At 66.1% G+C, this 18,755-nt stretch carries 20 protein-coding genes; 13 read left to right on the top strand and 7 right to left on the bottom strand.

All coding sequences use genetic code 11. From position 1 onward, the window contains the following. Positions 1 to 126: 126 nt before the first annotated feature. Complete coding sequence (locus tag B7495_RS08790; RefSeq protein WP_088456239.1) at positions 127 to 1,050, top strand: heme o synthase; 924 nt, start codon at positions 127 to 129, stop codon at positions 1,048 to 1,050. Between the two features lie 149 nt (positions 1,051 to 1,199). On the opposite strand, the gene B7495_RS08785 is transcribed toward B7495_RS08790, so the two are convergent. Further along, positions 1,200 to 2,141: a heme A synthase gene (locus B7495_RS08785; protein WP_088456238.1), complete on the bottom strand. Its 942-nt coding sequence runs from the start codon at positions 2,139 to 2,141 to the stop codon at positions 1,200 to 1,202. Positions 2,142 to 2,426: 285 nt separating this feature from the next. Here B7495_RS08785 and sufB point away from each other — a divergent pair, with 285 nt between their 5' ends. The 7 genes from sufB to B7495_RS08750 all read left to right on the top strand — a co-directional run bounded on the left by sufB (position 2,427) and on the right by B7495_RS08750 (position 9,125). Continuing rightward, complete coding sequence (gene sufB / locus B7495_RS08780) at positions 2,427 to 3,845, top strand: Fe-S cluster assembly protein SufB (protein ID WP_088456237.1); 1,419 nt, start codon at positions 2,427 to 2,429, stop codon at positions 3,843 to 3,845. After that, on the top strand, positions 3,846 to 5,072 hold the full coding sequence (sufD, locus tag B7495_RS08775) for a Fe-S cluster assembly protein SufD (RefSeq protein ID WP_088456236.1): 1,227 nt from the start codon (positions 3,846 to 3,848) through the stop codon (positions 5,070 to 5,072). A 2-nt stretch (positions 5,073 to 5,074) separates the two neighbouring features. Next, entirely contained in the window at positions 5,075 to 5,401 is a 327-nt protein-coding gene (locus B7495_RS08770) for a non-heme iron oxygenase ferredoxin subunit (RefSeq protein ID WP_088456235.1), read from the top strand. An 84-nt stretch (positions 5,402 to 5,485) separates the two neighbouring features. After that, entirely contained in the window at positions 5,486 to 6,250 is a 765-nt protein-coding gene (gene sufC, locus B7495_RS08765; protein ID WP_088456234.1) for a Fe-S cluster assembly ATPase SufC, read from the top strand. A gap of 4 nt (positions 6,251 to 6,254) precedes the next feature. After that, on the top strand, positions 6,255 to 6,584 hold the full coding sequence (locus tag B7495_RS08760; protein ID WP_088456233.1) for a metal-sulfur cluster assembly factor: 330 nt from the start codon (positions 6,255 to 6,257) through the stop codon (positions 6,582 to 6,584). Positions 6,585 to 6,755: 171 nt separating this feature from the next. After that, positions 6,756 to 7,406, top strand: a complete 651-nt coding sequence (locus B7495_RS08755; protein WP_166788796.1) for a TetR/AcrR family transcriptional regulator — start codon at positions 6,756 to 6,758, stop codon at positions 7,404 to 7,406. Positions 7,407 to 7,526: 120 nt separating this feature from the next. Then, positions 7,527 to 9,125 (top strand): ABC-F family ATP-binding cassette domain-containing protein, encoded by a 1,599-nt coding sequence (locus B7495_RS08750; protein ID WP_088456231.1) that lies wholly within the window; start codon positions 7,527 to 7,529, stop codon positions 9,123 to 9,125. A gap of 70 nt (positions 9,126 to 9,195) precedes the next feature. On the opposite strand, the gene B7495_RS08745 is transcribed toward B7495_RS08750, so the two are convergent. From B7495_RS08745 to B7495_RS08735, 3 genes are read right to left on the bottom strand one after another with little or no spacing between them, the layout of a single operon-like run. Next, positions 9,196 to 10,038 carry an SURF1 family protein gene (locus B7495_RS08745; protein ID WP_088456230.1) on the bottom strand — a complete coding sequence of 281 codons (843 nt, stop codon included), beginning with the start codon at positions 10,036 to 10,038 and terminating at the stop codon, positions 9,196 to 9,198. Then, entirely contained in the window at positions 10,035 to 10,265 is a 231-nt protein-coding gene (locus tag B7495_RS08740; RefSeq protein ID WP_088456229.1) for a hypothetical protein, read from the bottom strand. The genes B7495_RS08745 and B7495_RS08740 overlap by 4 nt, the downstream gene beginning before the upstream one ends. Further along, positions 10,262 to 10,615, bottom strand: coding sequence for a DUF3099 domain-containing protein (locus tag B7495_RS08735; RefSeq protein WP_240632174.1), 354 nt, complete (start codon positions 10,613 to 10,615; stop codon positions 10,262 to 10,264). Before B7495_RS08735 ends, B7495_RS08740 begins: the two co-directional genes overlap by 4 nt. A gap of 177 nt (positions 10,616 to 10,792) precedes the next feature. On the opposite strand from B7495_RS08735, the gene fabG reads away from it, so the two are divergent. After that, positions 10,793 to 11,503: a 3-oxoacyl-ACP reductase FabG gene (fabG, locus tag B7495_RS08730; protein ID WP_088456228.1), complete on the top strand. Its 711-nt coding sequence runs from the start codon at positions 10,793 to 10,795 to the stop codon at positions 11,501 to 11,503. Between the two features lie 53 nt (positions 11,504 to 11,556). Here the strand turns inward: fabG and serB are convergent, their stop codons facing one another. Then, positions 11,557 to 12,201 (bottom strand): phosphoserine phosphatase SerB, encoded by a 645-nt coding sequence (gene serB, locus B7495_RS08725; protein WP_198418768.1) that lies wholly within the window; start codon positions 12,199 to 12,201, stop codon positions 11,557 to 11,559. Next, on the bottom strand, positions 12,201 to 13,445 hold the full coding sequence (locus B7495_RS08720; protein ID WP_088456226.1) for a glucose-1-phosphate adenylyltransferase: 1,245 nt from the start codon (positions 13,443 to 13,445) through the stop codon (positions 12,201 to 12,203). Before B7495_RS08720 ends, serB begins: the two co-directional genes overlap by 1 nt. Before the next feature lie 81 nt (positions 13,446 to 13,526). On the opposite strand from B7495_RS08720, the gene glgA reads away from it, so the two are divergent. From glgA to B7495_RS08705, 3 genes are all read left to right on the top strand, one after another. After that, the gene (gene glgA / locus B7495_RS08715; protein ID WP_088456225.1) at positions 13,527 to 14,708 is read left to right on the top strand and encodes a glycogen synthase; all 1,182 of its coding nucleotides are present in this window, start codon (positions 13,527 to 13,529) and stop codon (positions 14,706 to 14,708) included. 40 nt (positions 14,709 to 14,748) lie between these two features. Beyond that, positions 14,749 to 15,531 (top strand): ABC transporter ATP-binding protein, encoded by a 783-nt coding sequence (locus B7495_RS08710; protein ID WP_088456224.1) that lies wholly within the window; start codon positions 14,749 to 14,751, stop codon positions 15,529 to 15,531. Between the two features lie 133 nt (positions 15,532 to 15,664). Then, a complete protein-coding gene (locus B7495_RS08705) occupies positions 15,665 to 15,916 on the top strand; it encodes a type B 50S ribosomal protein L31 (RefSeq protein WP_066595443.1) in 252 nt (83 codons plus the stop codon). A gap of 65 nt (positions 15,917 to 15,981) precedes the next feature. Here the strand turns inward: B7495_RS08705 and treS are convergent, their stop codons facing one another. After that, entirely contained in the window at positions 15,982 to 17,679 is a 1,698-nt protein-coding gene (gene treS / locus B7495_RS08700; protein WP_088456223.1) for a maltose alpha-D-glucosyltransferase, read from the bottom strand. A 146-nt stretch (positions 17,680 to 17,825) separates the two neighbouring features. Between treS and B7495_RS08695 the strand changes: the two genes are divergently transcribed. Continuing rightward, positions 17,826 to 18,755, top strand: coding sequence for an alpha/beta fold hydrolase (locus B7495_RS08695; RefSeq protein WP_088456222.1), 930 nt, complete (start codon positions 17,826 to 17,828; stop codon positions 18,753 to 18,755).

Here is an 18,755-nt window from a genome sequence, read left to right as displayed (position 1 = left end):
GGACCCCGGCTTGGTGACGTTGTTTCGCGAGCATTGCGGCGATGTCGCACTGAAGACCCGGGCGTGAGAGACGGCAGGATGATCTAGAATTGCGGCAATATGCGAAGCGCACGAGAAGCACCCGAGATGGCCGAGAACCCCCGCGAACACGGGGTGACGGATCGTAACGAACGGATCCGGAACACCATCCGTGCGTACATTTCGTTGACCAAGCCTCGCGTCGTCGAATTATTACTCGTCGTGACGGCCCCGACGATGATCCTGGCAACCGGGGGCATCCCGGACCTGTGGCTGGTGCTCGCCACCCTCATCGGCGGTGCGCTCAGCGCGGGCTCGGCCGGTGCGTTCAACTGTTACCTCGACCGTGACATCGACCGCCTGATGAACCGCACCAAGGGCCGTCCGCTGGTCACCGGCGAACTCACCGACCGGCAGGCCCTGGTGTTCGCCTGGGTGCTCGGCGGCATCTCGATCGCCTGGCTGGCCCTGTTCACCAACTGGGTCGCCGCGGCACTGTCGCTGGGCGCCATCCTGCTGTACGTGGTCTTCTACACGATGATCCTCAAGCGCCGCACCGCGCAGAACATCGTCTGGGGCGGTGTCGCCGGCTGCATGCCCGTGCTGATCGGCTGGGCCGCCGTGACCGGCGACCTGTCCTGGCCGCCGTTCATCCTGTTCATGATCATCTTCCTCTGGACACCGCCGCACTACTGGCCGCTGTCAATGAAGTACCGCGACGACTACCAGGCCGCCGGAGTGCCCATGCTGTCAGTGGTGCGCGGACGCGCGCAGGTTGGCCTGCAGGTCATCCTGTACGCCTGGGCCACCGTGGCGTGTTCGCTGCTGCTGGTGCCCATCGCCGGAATGGGACTGCTCTACACCCTGGTAGCGGTCGGTTCGGGTGCCTGGTTCATCTACGAGACCCACCGCCTTTACAACCTCGCCATCCGCCACGAGCACGTGTCGCCGATGCGGGTGTTCCACGGTTCGATCGCGTACCTCACCCTGGTCTTCGTCGCCGTGGGCGTCGACCCGCTGCTGCCCTTCTAAGCGGGCCCAGCTCCGAGCCGGGCCACGCGCTCTCTTGGGGCACGCCGGCCGCGAAAGCGGGGATGTGGCTGCTTCGAGCACGCCGAGGTGACCGTGTCACCGCTCTCGAGAGGGTCCTGGAGCGCAGGCGAGCGCGTGAGCGGCGCTGGTCAGCGAGCGAGGGACTCCGCGGGAGCCTTCGGCGCCGGGGGAGCGTCCGACACCACGGGCTGCTTGAGGTTCAGCACCACGGCGGTCATCGCCGACGCGAGCACGCAGGCCAGCACCATGTGGATGCCGACGAGGATGGCGGGCAGGCCGAGGTTCGCCTGGATCAGGCCGACGGCGGTCTGGGCGATCTCGACCGCCAGGAGCAGCACGACCCAGCGGCGCACCGGAAGGCGGCGGGTGACGGCCCAGACGACGAGGACGACGGTCAGGGCAACGGTGACGTAAGCGGGCCAGCTGTGCACGTGCTGCAGCAGCTCCGAGTCCAGGCCGTTGCGGGGCGCGTCGGCGTCGCCCGCGTGCGGCCCGGAGCCGGTGGTGAGGATGCCGACGGCAATGGTGACCGCCACGGCGAAGCTGGTGAGGTGCGTCACGATCAGGAATCCGAGCGGGATCACCCGCTCGCGCGGCCCCGGTGTGGTGTACAGCCTGTAGACGAATGCCGTGCAGAGGCCGACCAGGCCGACGGAGATCACGAAGTGCAACCCGACCACGTACGGGTTCAGCTGGGTGAGCACGCTGATTCCGCCGATGACGGCCTGGGCCGGGATGCCCAGACCGGCCAGCAGGGTGAGCCGGAACAGATCCGGGCGGCTGCGTCGCATCCTCAGCACGGCAACGAACGCGGCGATCGCCACGAGGCCGAGCAGAACACCCAGCAGTCGGTTGCCGAACTCGATCACACCGTGAATGCCCATCTCGGGCGTGTTCACGATCGAGTCGGCGGTGCACTTGGGCCAGGTGGGGCAGCCGAGGCCGGAGCTGGTGAGGCGGACGAGCCCACCGGTACCGACCAGGAAGATCTGCGCGGCGAGGTACACCCAGCCGAGCACCCTCAGGCGACGGTCCACTTGGGTGGGCAACCACTCGATAATCCGGTTCACGGGTTCTGCTCCCTGCTGGTGCGCGCGTATGTGAATACGCCGGGTCGCACTACTAATACGATCACTAGCCTGTAGAATTAGGTGTTTCACGGGCTCCGTGTGCGCGACGTTCACTCGTCCAACGCCGCACGACCGGCCCTGTTCATCTTAGGTACGCAACATAGCCATCCACACAACTCACGCGCGGACCGCCGTGCACGTCCGACCAAACGGTCGGCCGATGCGCTCGGTACGGGAATGACCGGACTGATATCCGGGTTGATGTGGGTAGGAGAAGAGGTAAAGATGTCTGACGTATTGCTGAACCGACCCGAGCTTGACGGGCTGGGGGTCTACGAATTCGGCTGGTCCGATTCCGACGCTGCCGGCGCCTCCGCCCGCCGCGGTATCTCGCCCGAGGTTGTCACCGACATCTCGAACCTCAAGCAGGAACCGGCCTGGATGCTGGAACGCCGGCTGAAGGCCCTGGCCCTCTTCGAGCGCAAGCCCATGCCGACCTGGGGAGCAGACCTCTCCGAGATCGACTTCGACAACATCAAGTACTTCGTGCGGTCGACCGAGAAGCAGGCCCAGACGTGGGAAGACCTGCCCGACGACATCAAGAACACCTACGAGAAGCTCGGCATCCCCGAAGCCGAACGCATGCGCCTGGTCTCCGGCGTCGCCGCCCAGTACGAGTCCGAAGTGGTCTACCACCAGATCAACGAGGAACTCGAAGCCCAGGGCGTCATCTTCATGGACACCGACACCGCGCTCAAGGAACACCCGGAGTTCTTCGAGGAGTACTTCGGCAGTGTCATCCCGTCCGGTGACAACAAGTTCGCCGCGCTGAACACCTCCGTGTGGTCCGGCGGCTCCTTCGTCTACGTGCCGCCCGGCGTGCACGTTGAGATCCCGCTGCAGGCCTACTTCCGGATCAACACCGAGAACATGGGCCAGTTCGAGCGCACGCTGATCATTGCCGACGAGGGCAGCTACGTGCACTACATCGAAGGCTGCACCGCCCCGATCTACAAGTCGGACTCGCTGCACTCCGCCGTGGTGGAGATCATCGTCAAGAAGAACGCCCGCGTTCGCTACACGACGATCCAGAACTGGTCGAACAACGTCTACAACCTGGTCACCAAGCGCGCCACAGCCGCCGAGGGCGCCACCATGGAGTGGATCGACGGCAACATCGGCTCCAAGGTCACCATGAAGTACCCGTCGATATACCTGATGGGGGAGCACGCCAAGGGCGAGACCCTGTCCGTCGCCTTCGCCGGACCCGGCCAGCACCAGGACGCCGGCGCCAAGATGATCCACATGGCCCCGTACACCCAGTCCTCGATCGTCTCCAAGTCGATCGCCCGCGGCGGCGGCCGCGCCGGATACCGCGGAGAGGTGCGCGTGGATGCCACGGCGCACCACTCCGCCAACACCGTGCGGTGCGATGCCCTGCTGGTCGACACCCAGTCCCGCTCGGACACCTACCCGGCCATCGATATCCGGGTCGACGACGTTCAGCTCGGCCACGAGGCCACGGTCTCGCGAGTCAGCGAAGAACAGCTTTTCTACCTGATGAGCCGCGGCATGCCCGAAGACGAAGCCATGGCCATGATCGTGCGCGGCTTCATCGAACCAATCGCCAGGGAGCTCCCGATGGAGTACGCCCTCGAACTCAACAAGCTCATTGAAATGGGCATGGAAGGATCCGTCGGCTAAATGTCCGCCGCCTCGACTTCAACAGCCCCCACGTCCTCACCTACCTCGTCAGAGGCTCTGCCCACCGCGGAACAGCACGGCATCAAGGAGCACTCGGACGGCCGCTTCGGCTTCGTCCCCGTGCAGACCAGATCCGCCAGGTTCAAGAGCTTCGACGTCGCCGACTTCCCCGCCGTCACCGGCAGGGAAGCGGTCTGGAAACTTTCTCCGGTCGCCAAGTTCACCGACCTGACCGGCGGGGTTCTGGACGGCTCGGCCTATGACATCGACACGGCTTCGCACGCCGACGTCGACGTCTCCTGGGTCGACCGCACGGATTCCCGCATCGGCACCGCCGGCGCGCCGGAAGAACGCGCCGCCGCCAACGCCTGGAGCACCTTCGAGAAGGCCCTGGCCATCACCGTCAGCGGCGAGGAAGCCAAGGAGATCACGCTCACCCGGGCGGACCTCGGCTCCGCGCCCCGTGCCGCGCACACCATCATCGAGGCCCGGCCGTTCAGCCAGGCCGTCGTGATCCTGCAGAACACCGGCGACGCCCGCATTTCCGAGAACGTCGAGATCATCGTGGGCGAATCCGCGAACCTCACGGTCGTCACCGTGCAGGAGTGGAACGCCGACGCCGTACAGCTGGCCAACCACTTCGCCACCATCGGCCGCGACGCCCGCCTCAAGCACGTCGTCGTCTCCCTCGGCGGCGGCATCGTGCGGGTCAACCCGTCGGTCCACCTCGCCGGTCAGGGCAGCGACACCGAGCTGTTCGGACTCTACTTCGCCGACGCAGGCCAGCACCTCGAGCAGCAGGTGTACGTCAACCACGACGCACCGAACAGCCGCAGCCGGGTCACCTACAAGGGCGCCCTGCAGGGCGCCGGCGCCCGAACCGTGTGGATCGGCGACGTGCTGATCGGCCGCACCGCGCCGGGCACCGACAGCTACGAGCAGAACCGCAACCTGGTCCTCACCGAAGGCACCAGGGCGGACTCCATCCCCAACCTGGAGATCGAGACCGGCGACATCCTCGGTGCCGGTCACGCCAGCGCGACGGGTCGCTTCGACGACGAGCAGCTCTTCTACCTGCAGTCCCGGGGCATCGGCGAAATCGAGGCACGACGCCTCGTCGTCCGCGGCTTCCTCAGCGAAATCGTGCAGCACATCGGATCGAAGCCGCTCGAGGAGCGCCTGCAGGGCGCCATCGAAGACGAGCTCCGCGGAACAGAAGGCAACTGAACATGGCGTCCACCAAGATTTGTGCACTCGACGAACTCGAACCCAACGAGGCCATCAAGGTTGAGATCGGCGGCGTGAACATCGCCGTCGTCCGTGACTCCCACGGCGCCGTCTTCGCCATCGGCGACACCTGCACCCACGGCGACATCTCGCTGTCGGAGGGTTTCGTCGAGGGCGACACCCTGGAATGCTGGGCGCACGGCTCGAAGTTCTCCCTGCAGACCGGGCGTCCCCTGACCCTGCCGGCCTACGAGCCCGTTCCCGTCTACAAGGTCGACCTGATCGACGGCGACGTCTTCATCGATCCTCTGGTCACCATCGCCGTTTGATGCGCCCCGCCGAATAGGCACAGCCGCACCCGGCCCCACACACTGAAGCCCGCACCACGCGGACAACGAAAGAGATACTGAAAAATGTCTGTTCTTGAGATCAAAGACCTGCACGTCAGCGTCGAGACCGACCAGGGCACCAAGCAGATCCTGCGCGGCGTCAACCTCACCATCAACGAGGGCGAGATCCACGCGATCATGGGACCGAACGGTTCCGGCAAGTCCACCCTGGCGTACACGATCGCCGGTCACCCGAAGTACCACGTCGACAGCGGGTCGATCCTGCTCGACGGCGCCGAGGTGCTCACCATGACGGTCGACGAACGCGCCCGCGCTGGCCTCTTCCTGGCCATGCAGTACCCCGTCGAGATTCCCGGCGTCACGGTGACCAACTTCCTCCGCACGGCCAAGACCGCCATCGACGGCGAGGCGCCGGCGATCCGCACCTGGATCAAGGATGTCCGCGAGTCGATGGCCAAGCTGCGCATGGACAAGAGCTTCGCCGAGCGCAACGTCAACGAGGGCTTCTCCGGCGGCGAGAAGAAGCGCAACGAGATCCTGCAGCTCGAACTGCTCAAGCCCAAGTTCGCCGTCCTCGACGAGACCGACTCGGGCCTCGACGTCGACGCCCTGAAGATCGTGTCGGAGGGCGTGAACCGCGCCAAGGAGAACACCGGCCTCGGTCTGCTCCTGATCACGCACTACACGCGCATCCTGCGGTACATCAAGCCTGATTTTGTGCACGTGTTCGTTGACGGACGGATCGCCGAGCAGGGTGGCCCGGAGCTTGCCGACCGTTTGGAAGACGAAGGCTACGATCGCTTCCTCGCCGAGACGCCCGTAGGCTAGAGCCATGGTTTCGACACTCACCCCGGCGCGCTTCGACGAGATCGAAGAGGCCCTCAAGGACGTCATGGACCCGGAACTCGGCATCAATGTCGTGGACCTCGGGCTCATCTACGACCTCGGTTGGGACGACGAGAATGATGCGCTCATCATCCACATGACTCTCACCTCGGCCGGTTGCCCGCTCACCGATGTGCTCGAGGAACAGACCGCAGAGGCGCTGGACGGCGTCGTGGAGCAGTTCCGTATCAACTGGGTGTGGATGCCGCCGTGGGGTCCGGAGAAGATCACCGACGACGGCCGCGACATGATGCGAGCCCTGGGCTTCGCGATCTGACCGACCTCAGCACCCGCACTACCTGTCCCGCGCCGGGACGGATGCCACCGCATCCGTAACCCGGCGCGGTTCGTGCGTTAACCAGCGTCGCCGCGCAATCCAGGGGGCTGGCGCCGCGCCGAATCGGTCTTTGGAACATCATGCCAAAGGATGGAGGGGTATTCTATTCTGATGGAAACCCCACGAACACGCAGCCAGATCCGCCGAGACCTTCAGACGGCGGGCACCCGGGGGGATATCGTCACGGCCGCGGCCGACCTGATGCGGGAACACGGCTATGCGGGCACGTCGATCGCTGCCATCGCCGAACGCGGTGGCGTGGCCGTCCAAACCATCTACAACACCATCGGCTCAAAGGTGGATGTGCTTGCCGCGGTTCTCGCCGCGGCCAATACCGCATCAAGAGCCGCCGGACGTTCCGTGGCCGAGCTCGCCGCCGGCATCAGCGGGGCCGCAACACCGGCCGCGGCCGTCGGGGCCCTGGCGGGCTGGATCGCGGCCGACAACGAACGGGCGGCGCCCCTCTACCGGGTGGTGAACGAGGCCGCCGGAACCGACCCTGAAATCCACGAACTCGAAGTCACCATGGCCGCCCGGAGTCTGCACGCCTACGCCGAAGCCGTCGGTGCCCTCCGCGCGCAGTTGGGCCTGCGGTCCGGCCTGAGCGACCACGAGGCGGCGACGTCGATCTGGGCCCTCGGTCACCCTCAGGTGTTTCACACCCTGGTTGTCGGGCTGGGCTGGTCGCGGGAAACCTACACGGCCTGGCTGCGATCCGCGCTGCCCGGAGTGCTGCCGAGCGGGCGGTTGCCGGCCCGGTAAACCCGCCTCGGCAGTATCGGTTCCGCCACTTCGGCTCAGAAACGGCGCGCGAGCAAATATACTGGTGAATTGGCCACGTTCGGCCGTCTCCCACGACTCCCCTCTGAATGGACTATTGCTGTGCTCAGTGTGCAAGATCTCGAAATCCGAGTTGGGGCGCGCGTCCTCATGGAGGACGTGAGCTTCCGGGTGTCCGCCGGCGACAAGATCGGCTTGGTCGGCCGGAACGGCGCAGGCAAGACCACGCTGACGAAGACCCTGGCGGGGGAGACCATGCCGACCAAGGGCAAGATCGAGCGGTCAGGTGAGATCGGGTACCTGCCGCAGGACCCCCGCTCCGGCGACCCGGACATGCTCGCGCGCACCCGCATCCTCGATGCCCGTGGGCTCGGCACCATCTCGCTCGGTCTCACCCAGGCCGGCATCGAGATGGGCTCGACCGACAGCAAGACCAGCGAACGGGCGATGAAGCGCTACGGCACCCTCACGGACGAGTTCAACGCGCTCGGCGGCTACGCGGCCGAGGCCGAAGCGGCGTCGATCGCCAGCAACCTGAACCTGCCCGACCGGATCCTCGACCAGCCACTGCGCACCCTCTCCGGTGGCCAGCGCCGTCGTATCGAACTGGCCCGCATCCTCTTCTCCGCTGCAGAGACCATGATCCTCGACGAGCCCACTAACCACCTGGACGCCGATTCAGTGGTGTGGCTGCGCGAGTTCGTGAAGAACTACCGTGGCGGCTGCATCATCATCAGCCACGACATCGAACTCGTCGGCGACACCGTCAACCGGGTGTTCTACCTCGATGCCAACCGCATGGTCATCGACATCTACAACATGAACTGGAAGAACTACCAGCGCCAGCGCGTCGCCGACGCCGACCGTCGTAAAAAGGAACGCGCCAACGCCGAAAAGAAGGCGTCGACCCTGCAGCTGCAGGCCGCCAAGTTCGGCGCCAAGGCCAGCAAGGCCGCCGCCGCGCACCAGATGGTTGCCCGCGCCGAGAAGCTGCTCTCCGGCCTCGACGCCGTGCGCGCAGTCGACCGGGTCGCCAAGCTGCGCTTCCCCGAGCCTGCCCCGTGCGGTCGTACCCCGCTGATGGCTACCGACCTCTCGAAGAGCTACGGCTCGCTGGAGATCTTCGCGGCCGTCGACCTCGCCATCGACCGTGGTTCCAAAGTTGTCATCCTGGGCCTCAACGGTGCCGGTAAGACGACCCTGCTCCGGATGCTCGCCGGTGTGGACAAGCCCGACACCGGCGAAATCGTGCCAGGTCACGGGCTGCGGATCGGTTACTTCGCCCAGGAACACGAGACTATCGACGTGAAGCGCAGCGTGCTTCAGAACATGATCTCCTCCTCCCCGAACATCACCGAGATGGAAGCCCGGCGGGTGCTCGGTTCGTTCCTGTTCACCGGCGACGACTCGCACAAGCCTGCCGGGGTTCTCTCCGGTGGCGAGAAGACCCGTCTGGCCCTGGCCATGATCGTGGTCTCCGGCGCCAACGTGCTGCTGCTCGACGAACCCACCAACAACCTGGACCCGGCCAGCCGTGAAGAGATCCTGGATGCCCTGGCGCACTTCACCGGCGCTGTGGTGTTGGTCAGCCACGATGAGGGTGCTGTTGAGGCGCTGAACCCCGAGCGGGTGCTCATCATGCCCGACGGCACGGAGGACCACTGGAACAAGGACTACCTGGACCTGATCACGCTGGCCTGATGCAGCACGAGAAAACCCGCCGTCCCTCACGGGGCGGCGGGTTTTTTCGTTTCCCGGCGAGCTGACCAGGCTAAGGGCGCTGATCGATCAGCTCGTCCTCGATCTCGGCATCGCTGCGCGGCCTGGCCGCCTGGCGACGGGCACGCTCAGCGGCCCGGTCCTGCTCCTCCGGGACGTCGGCGTTGACGGTGCGATACTCCTGCCGGGCGGCCCAGCCGAGACCGATGAAGGCCATCAGGGCGAAGACGAACCACTGGAAGGCGTAGGAGAGGTGCGGGCCCTCATCGCGGACCGGGCGAGTGACGGCCGTCGGCCGGTCGGCTGGAGCCGGGTCCTCCGATTTCATCAGGCCGTACGCGCCGGTGTAGGTCTCGGTGCCGAGGCGGTCGGCGATCTCGGTCAGGTTAATCGTGGCGATCTGGTTTCCGCTGGCGCTGCGCCCCGCCAATGACGGCTCGCCCTGCTTGAGGCGGGCGATCACGGTGACCTCACCGGAGGGGGCCTGGGGCACGGCGTCCGGTGCGTTCTGGTTTTCGCCGGTGGGAATCCAGCCGCGGTTGACGATGAAGACATCGCCGTTGGTCAGCAGCAGGGGAGTGAGCACCTCGAATCCCGGGTTGATGTTCAGCGGCCGGTTGCGCACGAGGAGTTCCTCGTCGGTGAGATAGGTTCCGGTCAGTGTGACGGGCAACCACTTCTGGGATTCCTCGAAGGAGTCCAGCATGGGCAGGGCCTCGGTGATGGGCACCCCCTCGGCGTCGAAGTTCGCATCCACCCGGCTGATCTCGGCCTGCGCCTCCGCACGGCGGGCGAGCTGCCAGGTGCCCAGCCCCGAACACACGACGGCGAACACGATCGTGAGCGCGAGGTAGCCGGCCCATTGCCTGGAGAGCAGGAATCGCCAGCCGTTCACGCCGGTTCCGCTTCATCGAGAGTGAGAGCACTCACCCGGAGCGGGAAATCGCGGGTCAAGAGAAAGTCGCGCAGGAACTCGAGGTGCTCGTCGCAGGCCAGCCAGGTCTTGACCCGGTCCTCCGCGTGGATGCGGGGATTGCGCCAGTCCAGGCGCCAGAGCGCGGTGTCCCGGCAGCCGGCGCGGGAACAACTGGTCGTTTCCGGTGCTGCGCCGAATCCAATCACCGGGGGTCCTTGCTGTCGTGTGGAGCGCTGTCGTCTGCGCTGCTGTCGTCTGTGCTGCTGTCATCCGGACCAGTCGCGCCGGGGCGGGGGAGCACGGCCACCGCGCCGGGACGCAGCACGGTCTGGGACCGTTGGTCGCCATGCACGTTCGCGGCGATGACCGCGAAGTACGGCAGCAGGATGGCCCCGAGCGCGCAGACCACCAACCACCAGCCCTGCACGAAGAGCATCATCACGATACACACCATGCGGATACCCATGGTCACGGTGTACCGGATCATGCGGCGTCGCCGCTCCTCCTCCGGCGACAGAGGGAGCGTCGTAATCGACTGCTGCTGCTGCTTCATCATGCCCATCGCTCAACTGACGGTGACGATCTCAACCGTCCGGGGTCCCATTACGCCTGTCTGCGCGCTGATTCAAGACTACGTCCACTGTCCGTTCCCCGGGTCCGATCACGGGACGCTCTAAGCTAAATGAATCTGTGCCCGCCGATCGGCGGGCGTTCCCACTGAAAGGACCGCGCCATGGCGACCGCACGAACAGTTCTGGTAACGGGAGGCAACCGCGGCATCGGCTACGCCATCGCCGAGGAATTCCTCGCCAAGGGCCACAGGGTCGCCATCACCGCCCGCTCGGGCGAAGGCCCGGCCGGAAGCCTCACCGTGCGTGCAGACGTCACCGACTACGCCTCCATCGACGCCGCCTTCACCGAAATCGAGGCCGCCTACGGCCCCGTGGAGGTCGTCGTGGCCAACGCCGGAATCACCAAGGACACCCTGCTGATGCGTATGTCGGAGGAGGACTTCACCTCGGTCATCGACACCAACCTCAGCGGAGCGTTCCGGGTGGTGAAGCGGGCCTCGAAGGGCATGCTCAAGGCGAGGTTCGGCCGGATCGTGCTGATTTCCAGCGTCGTGGGCCTCTACGGTTCCGCCGGACAGGTCAACTACTCGTCGTCCAAGAGCGGCCTGGTCGGCCTGGCCCGGTCCGTCACCCGCGAACTCGGTGCCCGCGGCATCACCGCGAACGTCGTCGCCCCCGGTTTCATCGAGACCGATATGACGGCCGCACTGCCCGAGGCACAGCAGGCCGAGTACAAGCGCAACATCCCGGCCGGCAGGTTCGCGTCCCCGAGCGAGGTCGCCCGGGTGGTCAGTTGGATCGCCGGCGACGACGCGGCGTACATCTCCGGCGCCGTGATCCCCGTCGACGGTGGACTGGGCATGGGCCACTAGGCCGTAGCCGCGGACCACAGACGACTGGACCGACCCGGGCAACCCGGGTCGGGTCAGCCGCGCAGACCCAGCAGCGGCAGTATCTGGCTGAGGTCGGCGGTGTCGATGACCAGGTCAGCCGAGCGGCGGACCACGGGTTTGGCGTTGAAAGCGACTCCCAGGCCGGCCACCCGCATCATGGTGAGATCGTTGGCACCGTCCCCGACGGCGACGGTCCCGCACAGGTCGATGCCGTCCAGGGCCGCCCATTCGGTGAGCGCGTGCGCCTTGGCCGTGGCATCGATGATCGGACCGATCAGACCGCCGGTCAACCGGCCGTCCCGCACCTCGAGACGGTTGGCCCGCCAGTGGTCGAGGCCCAGGGTCTCGGCCAGCGGGTCCAGCAGTTCGTGGAAGCCGCCCGAGACGACCCCGACCCGGCTACCGCCGGCGTGTATACCGTCGATGAGCGCGTGCACCCCGGTGGTGGGGCGGATGAGTGCGCCCACCTCGGCGAAGACATCGGTCGACAGGCCGGCCAGGGTGGTCACCCGCTGCCGCAGGCTCGCCGCGAAATCAAGCTCGCCGCGCATGGCGCGGTCGGTCACCTCGGCCACCAGGGCGAGGGAACCGGCCGCGTCGGCGAGAAGCTCGATGACTTCGTTCTCGATGAGGGTCGAATCGGCATCAAGGACGACCAGGAATCGGGCTGCAGGGATCACGGGTGGACGTGCACGCCCTTGCCGACCACGGTGATCCCGGATTCGGTGACGCTGAAGCCCCGCGCGAGGTCACGGTCCCGGTCGACGCCGATGGCGGCGCCCTCCGCAACGATGACGTCCTTGTCGAGGATGGCGCGGTGCACGACGGCGCCCGGACGAATCTGCACCCTGTCGAACACGATCGAGTCCACCACGTGGGCGCCGGAGTCGATGACGGCCCACGGGCCGACGACGCTGCGTTCCAGGTGCGCGCCGGAGATGACGCAGCCCAGCGACACTATGGAGTCGATAGCGGTACCGAGGGAGCCCTTGCTGTCGCGCACGAACTTGGCCGGCGGAGAGTTCAGCTGCTGGCTGAAGATCGGCCAGCTCTGGTTGTACAGGTTGAACACCGGCAGGGCGGAGATCAGGTCCTGGTGGGCCTCGAAGAACGAGTCGATGGTGCCCACGTCGCGCCAGTAATAGCGGTCGCGGTCGGTCGACCCCGGCACGTCGTTGCGCTGCAGGTCGTATACACCGGCCTCACCACGTGAGACGAAGTCGGGAACGATGTCGCCACCCATGTCATGGCTGGAATCGGTGCGTTCGCCGTCGCGGCGCACGGCCTCGATCAGGGCATCGGCGTTGAAGACGTAGTTGCCCATCGAGGCGAAGACCTCGTGCGGCGCGTCGGCGAGCCCGACGGCGTCCTTGGGCTTCTCCAGGAAGTCCTTGATCCGGTCCGGGGTGGCGGCATCCACTTCGATGACGCCGAACTGGTCGGCCAGGCCGATCGGCTGGCGGATGGCGGCGACGGTCGCCTGCGCACCGGACGCGATGTGCGCCTCGATCATCTGTGAGAAGTCCATCCGGTAGACGTGGTCGGCACCGACCACGACGACGATGTCGGGCTTCTCATCGTGGATGAGGTTCAGGCTCTGCAGGATGGCGTCGGCCGAGCCGCTGAACCAGCGCTTACCGAGCCGCTGCTGGGCCGGGACCGAGGCGATGTAGGAGTTGAACAGGCCCCCGGACACGTGCCAGGTCTGCGAGACGTGGCGGTCGAGGCTGTGCGACTTGTACTGGGTGAGCACGACGATCTGGGTGACACCGGAGTTGATCAGGTTCGACAGCGCGAAGTCGATCAGACGGTAATGCCCTCCAAACGGTACAGCTGGCTTAGCGCGGTCTTCGGTCAACGGCATCAGCCGTTTCCCCTCGCCGCCTGCGAGAACGATTCCAAAGATCTTCTTGGCCTTCATACCTTCACAGTAGGGCCATACGGGGGGAACGACCAGCGTGTGGGGGTGTGTCCGTCGTTCAGCCTGCGCTAGTTTTACTGCATGCGCGTCGATCTGCTTACCAAGGAATACCCGCCCGAGATCTACGGAGGAGCCGGCGTCCACGTCGCCGAGCTGGTCAAGGCCCTCCGTACCGACATCGATGTCACCGTACGGTGTTTCGGTGCCCAGCGGGCCGAAGCCGACACCGTCGCCTACGGCGTCCCGGCCGAACTCGCCGACGCCAATGCCACGCTGACCACGCTCGGCGTGGACCTGCAGATGGCCCAGGACGTGCAGGGCGCCGATGTGGTGCACTCGCACACCTGGTACGCCAACGGTGCCGGCCACATCGCCAAACTGCTGCACGGCGTGCCCCACGTCGTCACGGCGCACAGCCTCGAACCGCTGCGCCCGTGGAAGGCCGAGCAGCTCGGCGGCGGCTACCGCGTGTCGAGCTGGATCGAGAAGACCGCCTTCGAGGCGGCGGATGCCGTCATCGCTGTCAGCGGCGGAATGCGCGCCGACATCCTCCGCAGCTACCCGGCGCTGGATGAGTCGCGGGTGCACGTTGTCTACAACGGCATCGACCTCGACCGGTGGAAGCCGACCACCGACGATGACGTCGTTCGCGCCCTGGGGATCGATCCCGACCGGCCTTCCGTCGTGTTCGTCGGCCGGATCACCCGCCAGAAGGGTCTGCCGTACCTGTTGCGTGCGGCCGCCCTGCTGCCGCCGGAGGTGCAGCTCGTGCTGTGTGCCGGCGCCCCCGACACCCCCGGCATCCTCGCCGAGGTGACCGAGCTGGTCGAGGCTCTGCAACGCGAACGTTCCGGTGTGGTGTGGATCGACAGGCTGCTTCCGCAGCACGAACTGTCGGCCGTGCTCACCGCCGGAACCGTTTTCGTCTGCCCGTCGGTGTACGAGCCGCTGGGCATCGTCAACCTTGAAGCCATGGCCTGCGGTCTGCCCGTCGTCGGCACCGCAACCGGCGGCATCCCCGAGGTCGTGGCGGATGGCGTGACGGGACGTCTGGTACCGATCAACCAGCTCACCGACGGCACCGGCACCCCGACCGACCCTGACATCTTCGTGTCCGATCTGGCCCGGACCCTCACCGAGGTGTTGGCCGACCCCGCCCTGGCGGCGCAGATGGGCCGCGCCGGCCGAGTGCGTGCTGAGGAAATGTTCAGTTGGGGTCAGATCGCCGCGAGCACTCGGGAGATTTACGCCGCGCTGCTCTAGCGTGACCGGGGGCCCGGGCGGCGCCCGATAACATGGCTGTATGGTCAACGTTCTTCACTTCACCGGAGTTTCCGTCGTCCGGGGTGGCACAACCATCCTGGACTCAGTGGATTGGAGCGTCGACGGCGATCAGCGCTGGGTGATCCTGGGCCCCAACGGTGCCGGTAAGACCACCACGCTGCAGATCGCGGCCGCGCTCATCCATCCCTCCCAGGGAACGGCCGAGGTCCTCGAAGAGCCGCTCGGCGGTAGCGACCTGTTCGAACTGCGTCCGCGGATCGGCTTCGCGTCCACCGCCATGGCCCGCCGGGTGCCCGCCGGTGAGACCGTTCTGAACGTGGTGATGACCGCCGCATACTCGGTCACCGGCCGCTGGAACGAGGAATACGAGGAGATCGACGAGCGTCGCGCCCAGCGCGTCCTCGGCGAATGGAAGCTGGATCACCTCGCCGACCGTAAGTTCGGCACCCTCAGCGACGGCGAGCAGAAGCGGGTGCAGATCGCCAGGTCCATCATGACCGACCCGGAGATCCTGCTTCTGGACGAACCGGCCGCCAGCCTCGACCTCGGTGCCAGGGAAGAACTGCTGCGCCTGCTCAGCGGATACGCGAGCGAGCCCAACTCCCCGGCCATCATCATGGTCACCCACCACGTGGAGGAAATCCCGCGTGGATTCACCCACGTGCTGCTGCTTGCCGGCGGCAAGGTCGTCAGCGCGGGCCCCCTGGCCGAGGCGCTGACCTCCGACACTCTCACCGAGGCGTTCGGTCTCCCGATCGAACTCACCGAGACCGACGGACGCTACTCGGCACGCGCAATCTGAGCTTTCCAGCGTCTGGCCACTCCCGGCCTCAAGATTCTGCTAAACTCGGTAGCTGGTCCTCGTGACCGATACACTTTTCTGCCGCAACCGGCGAGCCAGATCCCACCCATCGAAACGCAACAAGGAAGTCTCCATGAAGTCTGACATTCACCCCACATACGCTCCCGTGGTCTTCCGCGACCTCGCGTCGGGTGCGACGTTCCTTACCCGTTCGACGGTCTCCAGCTCGAAGACCATCGAGTGGGAAGACGGCACCACGTACCCGGTCATCGACGTGGAAATCTCCTCCGAGTCGCACCCGTTCTACACGGGCAAGCAGCGCATCATGGACTCCGCCGGACGCGTGGAGAAGTTCAACTCGCGCTACAAGGGCTTCGGCAAGTAACCACGCCGCATTACGCCTGAAGGGCGACCTGCTGAGGCAGGTCGCCCTTTTTTTGCGCCCTCCGGTCAGCCGCAGTGCAACCAGTAAAAGCTCTGCGTACCCAGGGTGAGGGTGAGCCCGCCCTCCTCGTCGAAGGAGGGGAACACGGCCCCGCCGAAGATGTCGTAGAGCCGGGTGCCCGCCAGGTCGGGTTCCTGGATCCGGAACGCGACGGGGTTGTGCGCGAAACTGAACACGCAGAGCAGGGTCTCCGGCTGGTCGCCGAAGCTCGACCCCGAACCGGCGTACACCCTGGTGAAGGCCAGGATGGACTCGTGATCGGTGGACAGCACGGTGAGCGACCCCAACCCGAACGCTGGATGGTTGGTGCGTACGTGGATGACGTTGCGGATCCAGTGCAGCAGCGAACCGGACTGCGCGAGGTGGGATTCGACGTTGGTCTGGCCGAAGTTGTAGACCAGTGACTGCACAACCGGCAGGTACAACTTGCCGGGGTCCGCCGCCGAGAACCCGCCGTTGCGGTCCGGTGTCCACTGCATCGGCGTGCGGGAGCTGTCCCGGTCGGGCAGCCAGATGTTGTCGCCCATCCCGATCTCATCGCCGTAGTACAAAAACGGGCTCCCCGGCAGGGAGAACAGCAGGGCGTGGGCCAGTTCGAGTTCCGAGCGGCTGTTGTCCAGCAGCGGTGCCAGGCGACGGCGGATACCGATATTGGCGCGCATGCGTGGGTCGTAGGCGTACCAGCCGTACATCGCCTGCCGGTACTGCTCGCTGACCATCTCCAGGGTGAGTTCGTCGTGGTTGCGCAGGAATACCGCCCAGCCGGCGCCCTCGGGGATGTCGGTCGTTTCGGAGAGCACCCGCACGAGCTCATCGGCGCGCTGGGAGCGCAGCGAATAGAAGATCCTGGGCATCACCGGGAAGTCGAAGGCCATGTGGCACTCCGGCTCATCCTCGGTACCGAAGAAGGCGGCCACCTCCCGCGGCCACTGGTTGGCTTCGGCGATCATGATGCGCCCCGGATAGTCCCGGTCCACAATGGCCCGCAGCCGTCTGATGAACTCGTGCGTCAGCGGCTCGCCCTCGCCGTTACCCTCGTCCGACTCGTACAGATAGGGGATCGCGTCCAACCTGAACCCGTCAACGCCCAGGTCCAGCCAGTACCGGACCACGCCGAGGATTGCGTCGTGCACGGCCGGGTTGTCGTAGTTCAGGTCGGGCTGGTGGGAGAAGAACCTGTGGAAGTAGAACTGGCGCCGGACGGAGTCGAAAGCCCAGTTCGAGTCCTCGGTGTCCGTGAAGATGATCCGGATGTCCGGGTACTTGCCGTCGTCGTCGCTCCACACATAGAAGTCACCGAACTCTCCGTCGGGCTGCTGCCTGGATTGTTGGAACCACGGGTGCTGGTCGGAGGTGTGGTTGAGCGGCAGGTCGATGACGATGCGCATGTTGCGCTCGTGCGCCTTCGTGACGAGTTCCTTGAACTCGTCGAGGGTGCCGAACTCAGGCAGGATCGTGCGGTAGTCGGCCACGTCGTAGCCGCCGTCACGCAGCGGGGACGTGAAGAACGGTGGGATCCACAGCGCGTCGATACCCAGCCACTGCAGGTAGTCCAGCTTCGATATCAGCCCGGACAGGTCCCCGGTGCCATCCGCGTTGCTGTCGAGGAATGACCGGACCATCACCTCATAGAACACCGCGCGACGGTACCACCTTGGATCGAGGGTCAACCCGGGCAGCTGGATGGGTGCGGTGAAGCTCACGGCGTTCCTTCCGTCCCTGACGCGGCCGTGGCCGGGGGCGGCCACCACCCGACGCGGATGTGGATGGTGCAGATACGACCGATTCTAGGTCGATCGGTGCAACTTCGGTCGGGCCACTCGCTCGCCGCCAGCCTAAACTGGGAGCGATGATCGTTCCTTCGCCCTACGCCGACCTGCTCACCCTCATGGACGCGCGCGCCCACACCCTCGCTGTGCTGGGCAGCGACACCCGCTACTGGGAGTACGGAGACCCCAGAAGCCCGACGACAATCGTGATGGTGCACGGGTTCCGCGGCGACCACCACGGCCTTGAAGCCGTCGTCGCCCAGCTCCAGGGTCTGCGCATCATCTCGCCGGACTTACCCGGTTTCGGCGAATCGGCGGCATTCGACACGGCACCGCACTCCATCGACTCCTATGCCGCCTGGCTGGCCGAGTTCCTGCGCCTCCTGGCGCTGCCCGGCCGGGTCGTGGTCCTCGGCCACTCGTTCGGGTCGATCGTCGTCGCCGCGGCCGCCGCGGCACCAGGCGGCCTGCCCGCCCAGGAACTGGTACTGGTCAACCCGATCGCCGCCCCCGCCCTGTCCGGGCCCCGGGGCATCCTGACCCGGCTTGCCGTCTTCTACTACTGGCTGGCGTCCAAGCTTCCCGAACGGCTCGGGTTCGCGCTCCTGCGCAACCGGGTGATCGTGCGGGTGATGAGCATCACCATGGCCAAAACCCGGAGTCGGCAACGGCGACGCTGGATCCACAACCAGCACGACAGGTACTTCTCCGCTTTCGCGGACCGGACGGTGGTGCTGGAGGCGTTCACGGCATCCGTCAGCCACGACGTCAGCGAATACGCCGCCGCCATCGATACCCACACCCTGCTGATCGCCGCCGAGAAGGATGACATCACCCCGGTGCCCGCCCAGGTTCGGCTGCGCGCCCAGTTCCCGGATGCCCGGCTGCACGTCCTGCCCGGGGTAGGCCACCTCATCCACTACGAGGTTCCGGAGGACGCGGCGCAAGCCCTGCGTGCCTTCCTCGATCCGGTCAGCCCGGCCGGCGCACCCGAAGCAGCCGCGTCGTGA

The sequence above is a fragment of the Cryobacterium sp. LW097 genome, from assembly GCF_002205495.2.
GTDB lineage: Bacteria > Actinomycetota > Actinomycetes > Actinomycetales > Microbacteriaceae > Cryobacterium > Cryobacterium zongtaii.
The sequence above is the reverse complement of the archived record's forward strand: the minus strand, read 5'-3'. Positions and strand labels throughout refer to the sequence as shown.

What these genes read in the sequence shown, in the direction of transcription:
- B7495_RS08695 (WP_088456222.1), top strand. Translation starts at nt 17,826, where the DNA reads ATGATCGTTCCTTCGCCCTACGCCGACCTGCTCACCCTCATGGACGCG.
- B7495_RS08760 (WP_088456233.1), top strand. Translation starts at nt 6,255, where the DNA reads ATGGTTTCGACACTCACCCCGGCGCGCTTCGACGAGATCGAAGAGGCC.
- sufD (WP_088456236.1), top strand. Translation starts at nt 3,846, where the DNA reads ATGTCCGCCGCCTCGACTTCAACAGCCCCCACGTCCTCACCTACCTCG.
- sufB (WP_088456237.1), top strand. Translation starts at nt 2,427, where the DNA reads ATGTCTGACGTATTGCTGAACCGACCCGAGCTTGACGGGCTGGGGGTC.
- B7495_RS08770 (WP_088456235.1), top strand. Translation starts at nt 5,075, where the DNA reads ATGGCGTCCACCAAGATTTGTGCACTCGACGAACTCGAACCCAACGAG.
- B7495_RS08790 (WP_088456239.1), top strand. Translation starts at nt 127, where the DNA reads ATGGCCGAGAACCCCCGCGAACACGGGGTGACGGATCGTAACGAACGG.
- B7495_RS08720 (WP_088456226.1), bottom strand. Translation starts at nt 13,445, where the DNA reads ATGAAGGCCAAGAAGATCTTTGGAATCGTTCTCGCAGGCGGCGAGGGG.
- B7495_RS08735 (WP_240632174.1), bottom strand. Translation starts at nt 10,615, where the DNA reads ATGATGAAGCAGCAGCAGCAGTCGATTACGACGCTCCCTCTGTCGCCG.
- B7495_RS08755 (WP_166788796.1), top strand. Translation starts at nt 6,756, where the DNA reads ATGGAAACCCCACGAACACGCAGCCAGATCCGCCGAGACCTTCAGACG.
- B7495_RS08705 (WP_066595443.1), top strand. Translation starts at nt 15,665, where the DNA reads ATGAAGTCTGACATTCACCCCACATACGCTCCCGTGGTCTTCCGCGAC.
- glgA (WP_088456225.1), top strand. Translation starts at nt 13,527, where the DNA reads ATGCGCGTCGATCTGCTTACCAAGGAATACCCGCCCGAGATCTACGGA.
- sufC (WP_088456234.1), top strand. Translation starts at nt 5,486, where the DNA reads ATGTCTGTTCTTGAGATCAAAGACCTGCACGTCAGCGTCGAGACCGAC.
- B7495_RS08710 (WP_088456224.1), top strand. Translation starts at nt 14,749, where the DNA reads ATGGTCAACGTTCTTCACTTCACCGGAGTTTCCGTCGTCCGGGGTGGC.
- fabG (WP_088456228.1), top strand. Translation starts at nt 10,793, where the DNA reads ATGGCGACCGCACGAACAGTTCTGGTAACGGGAGGCAACCGCGGCATC.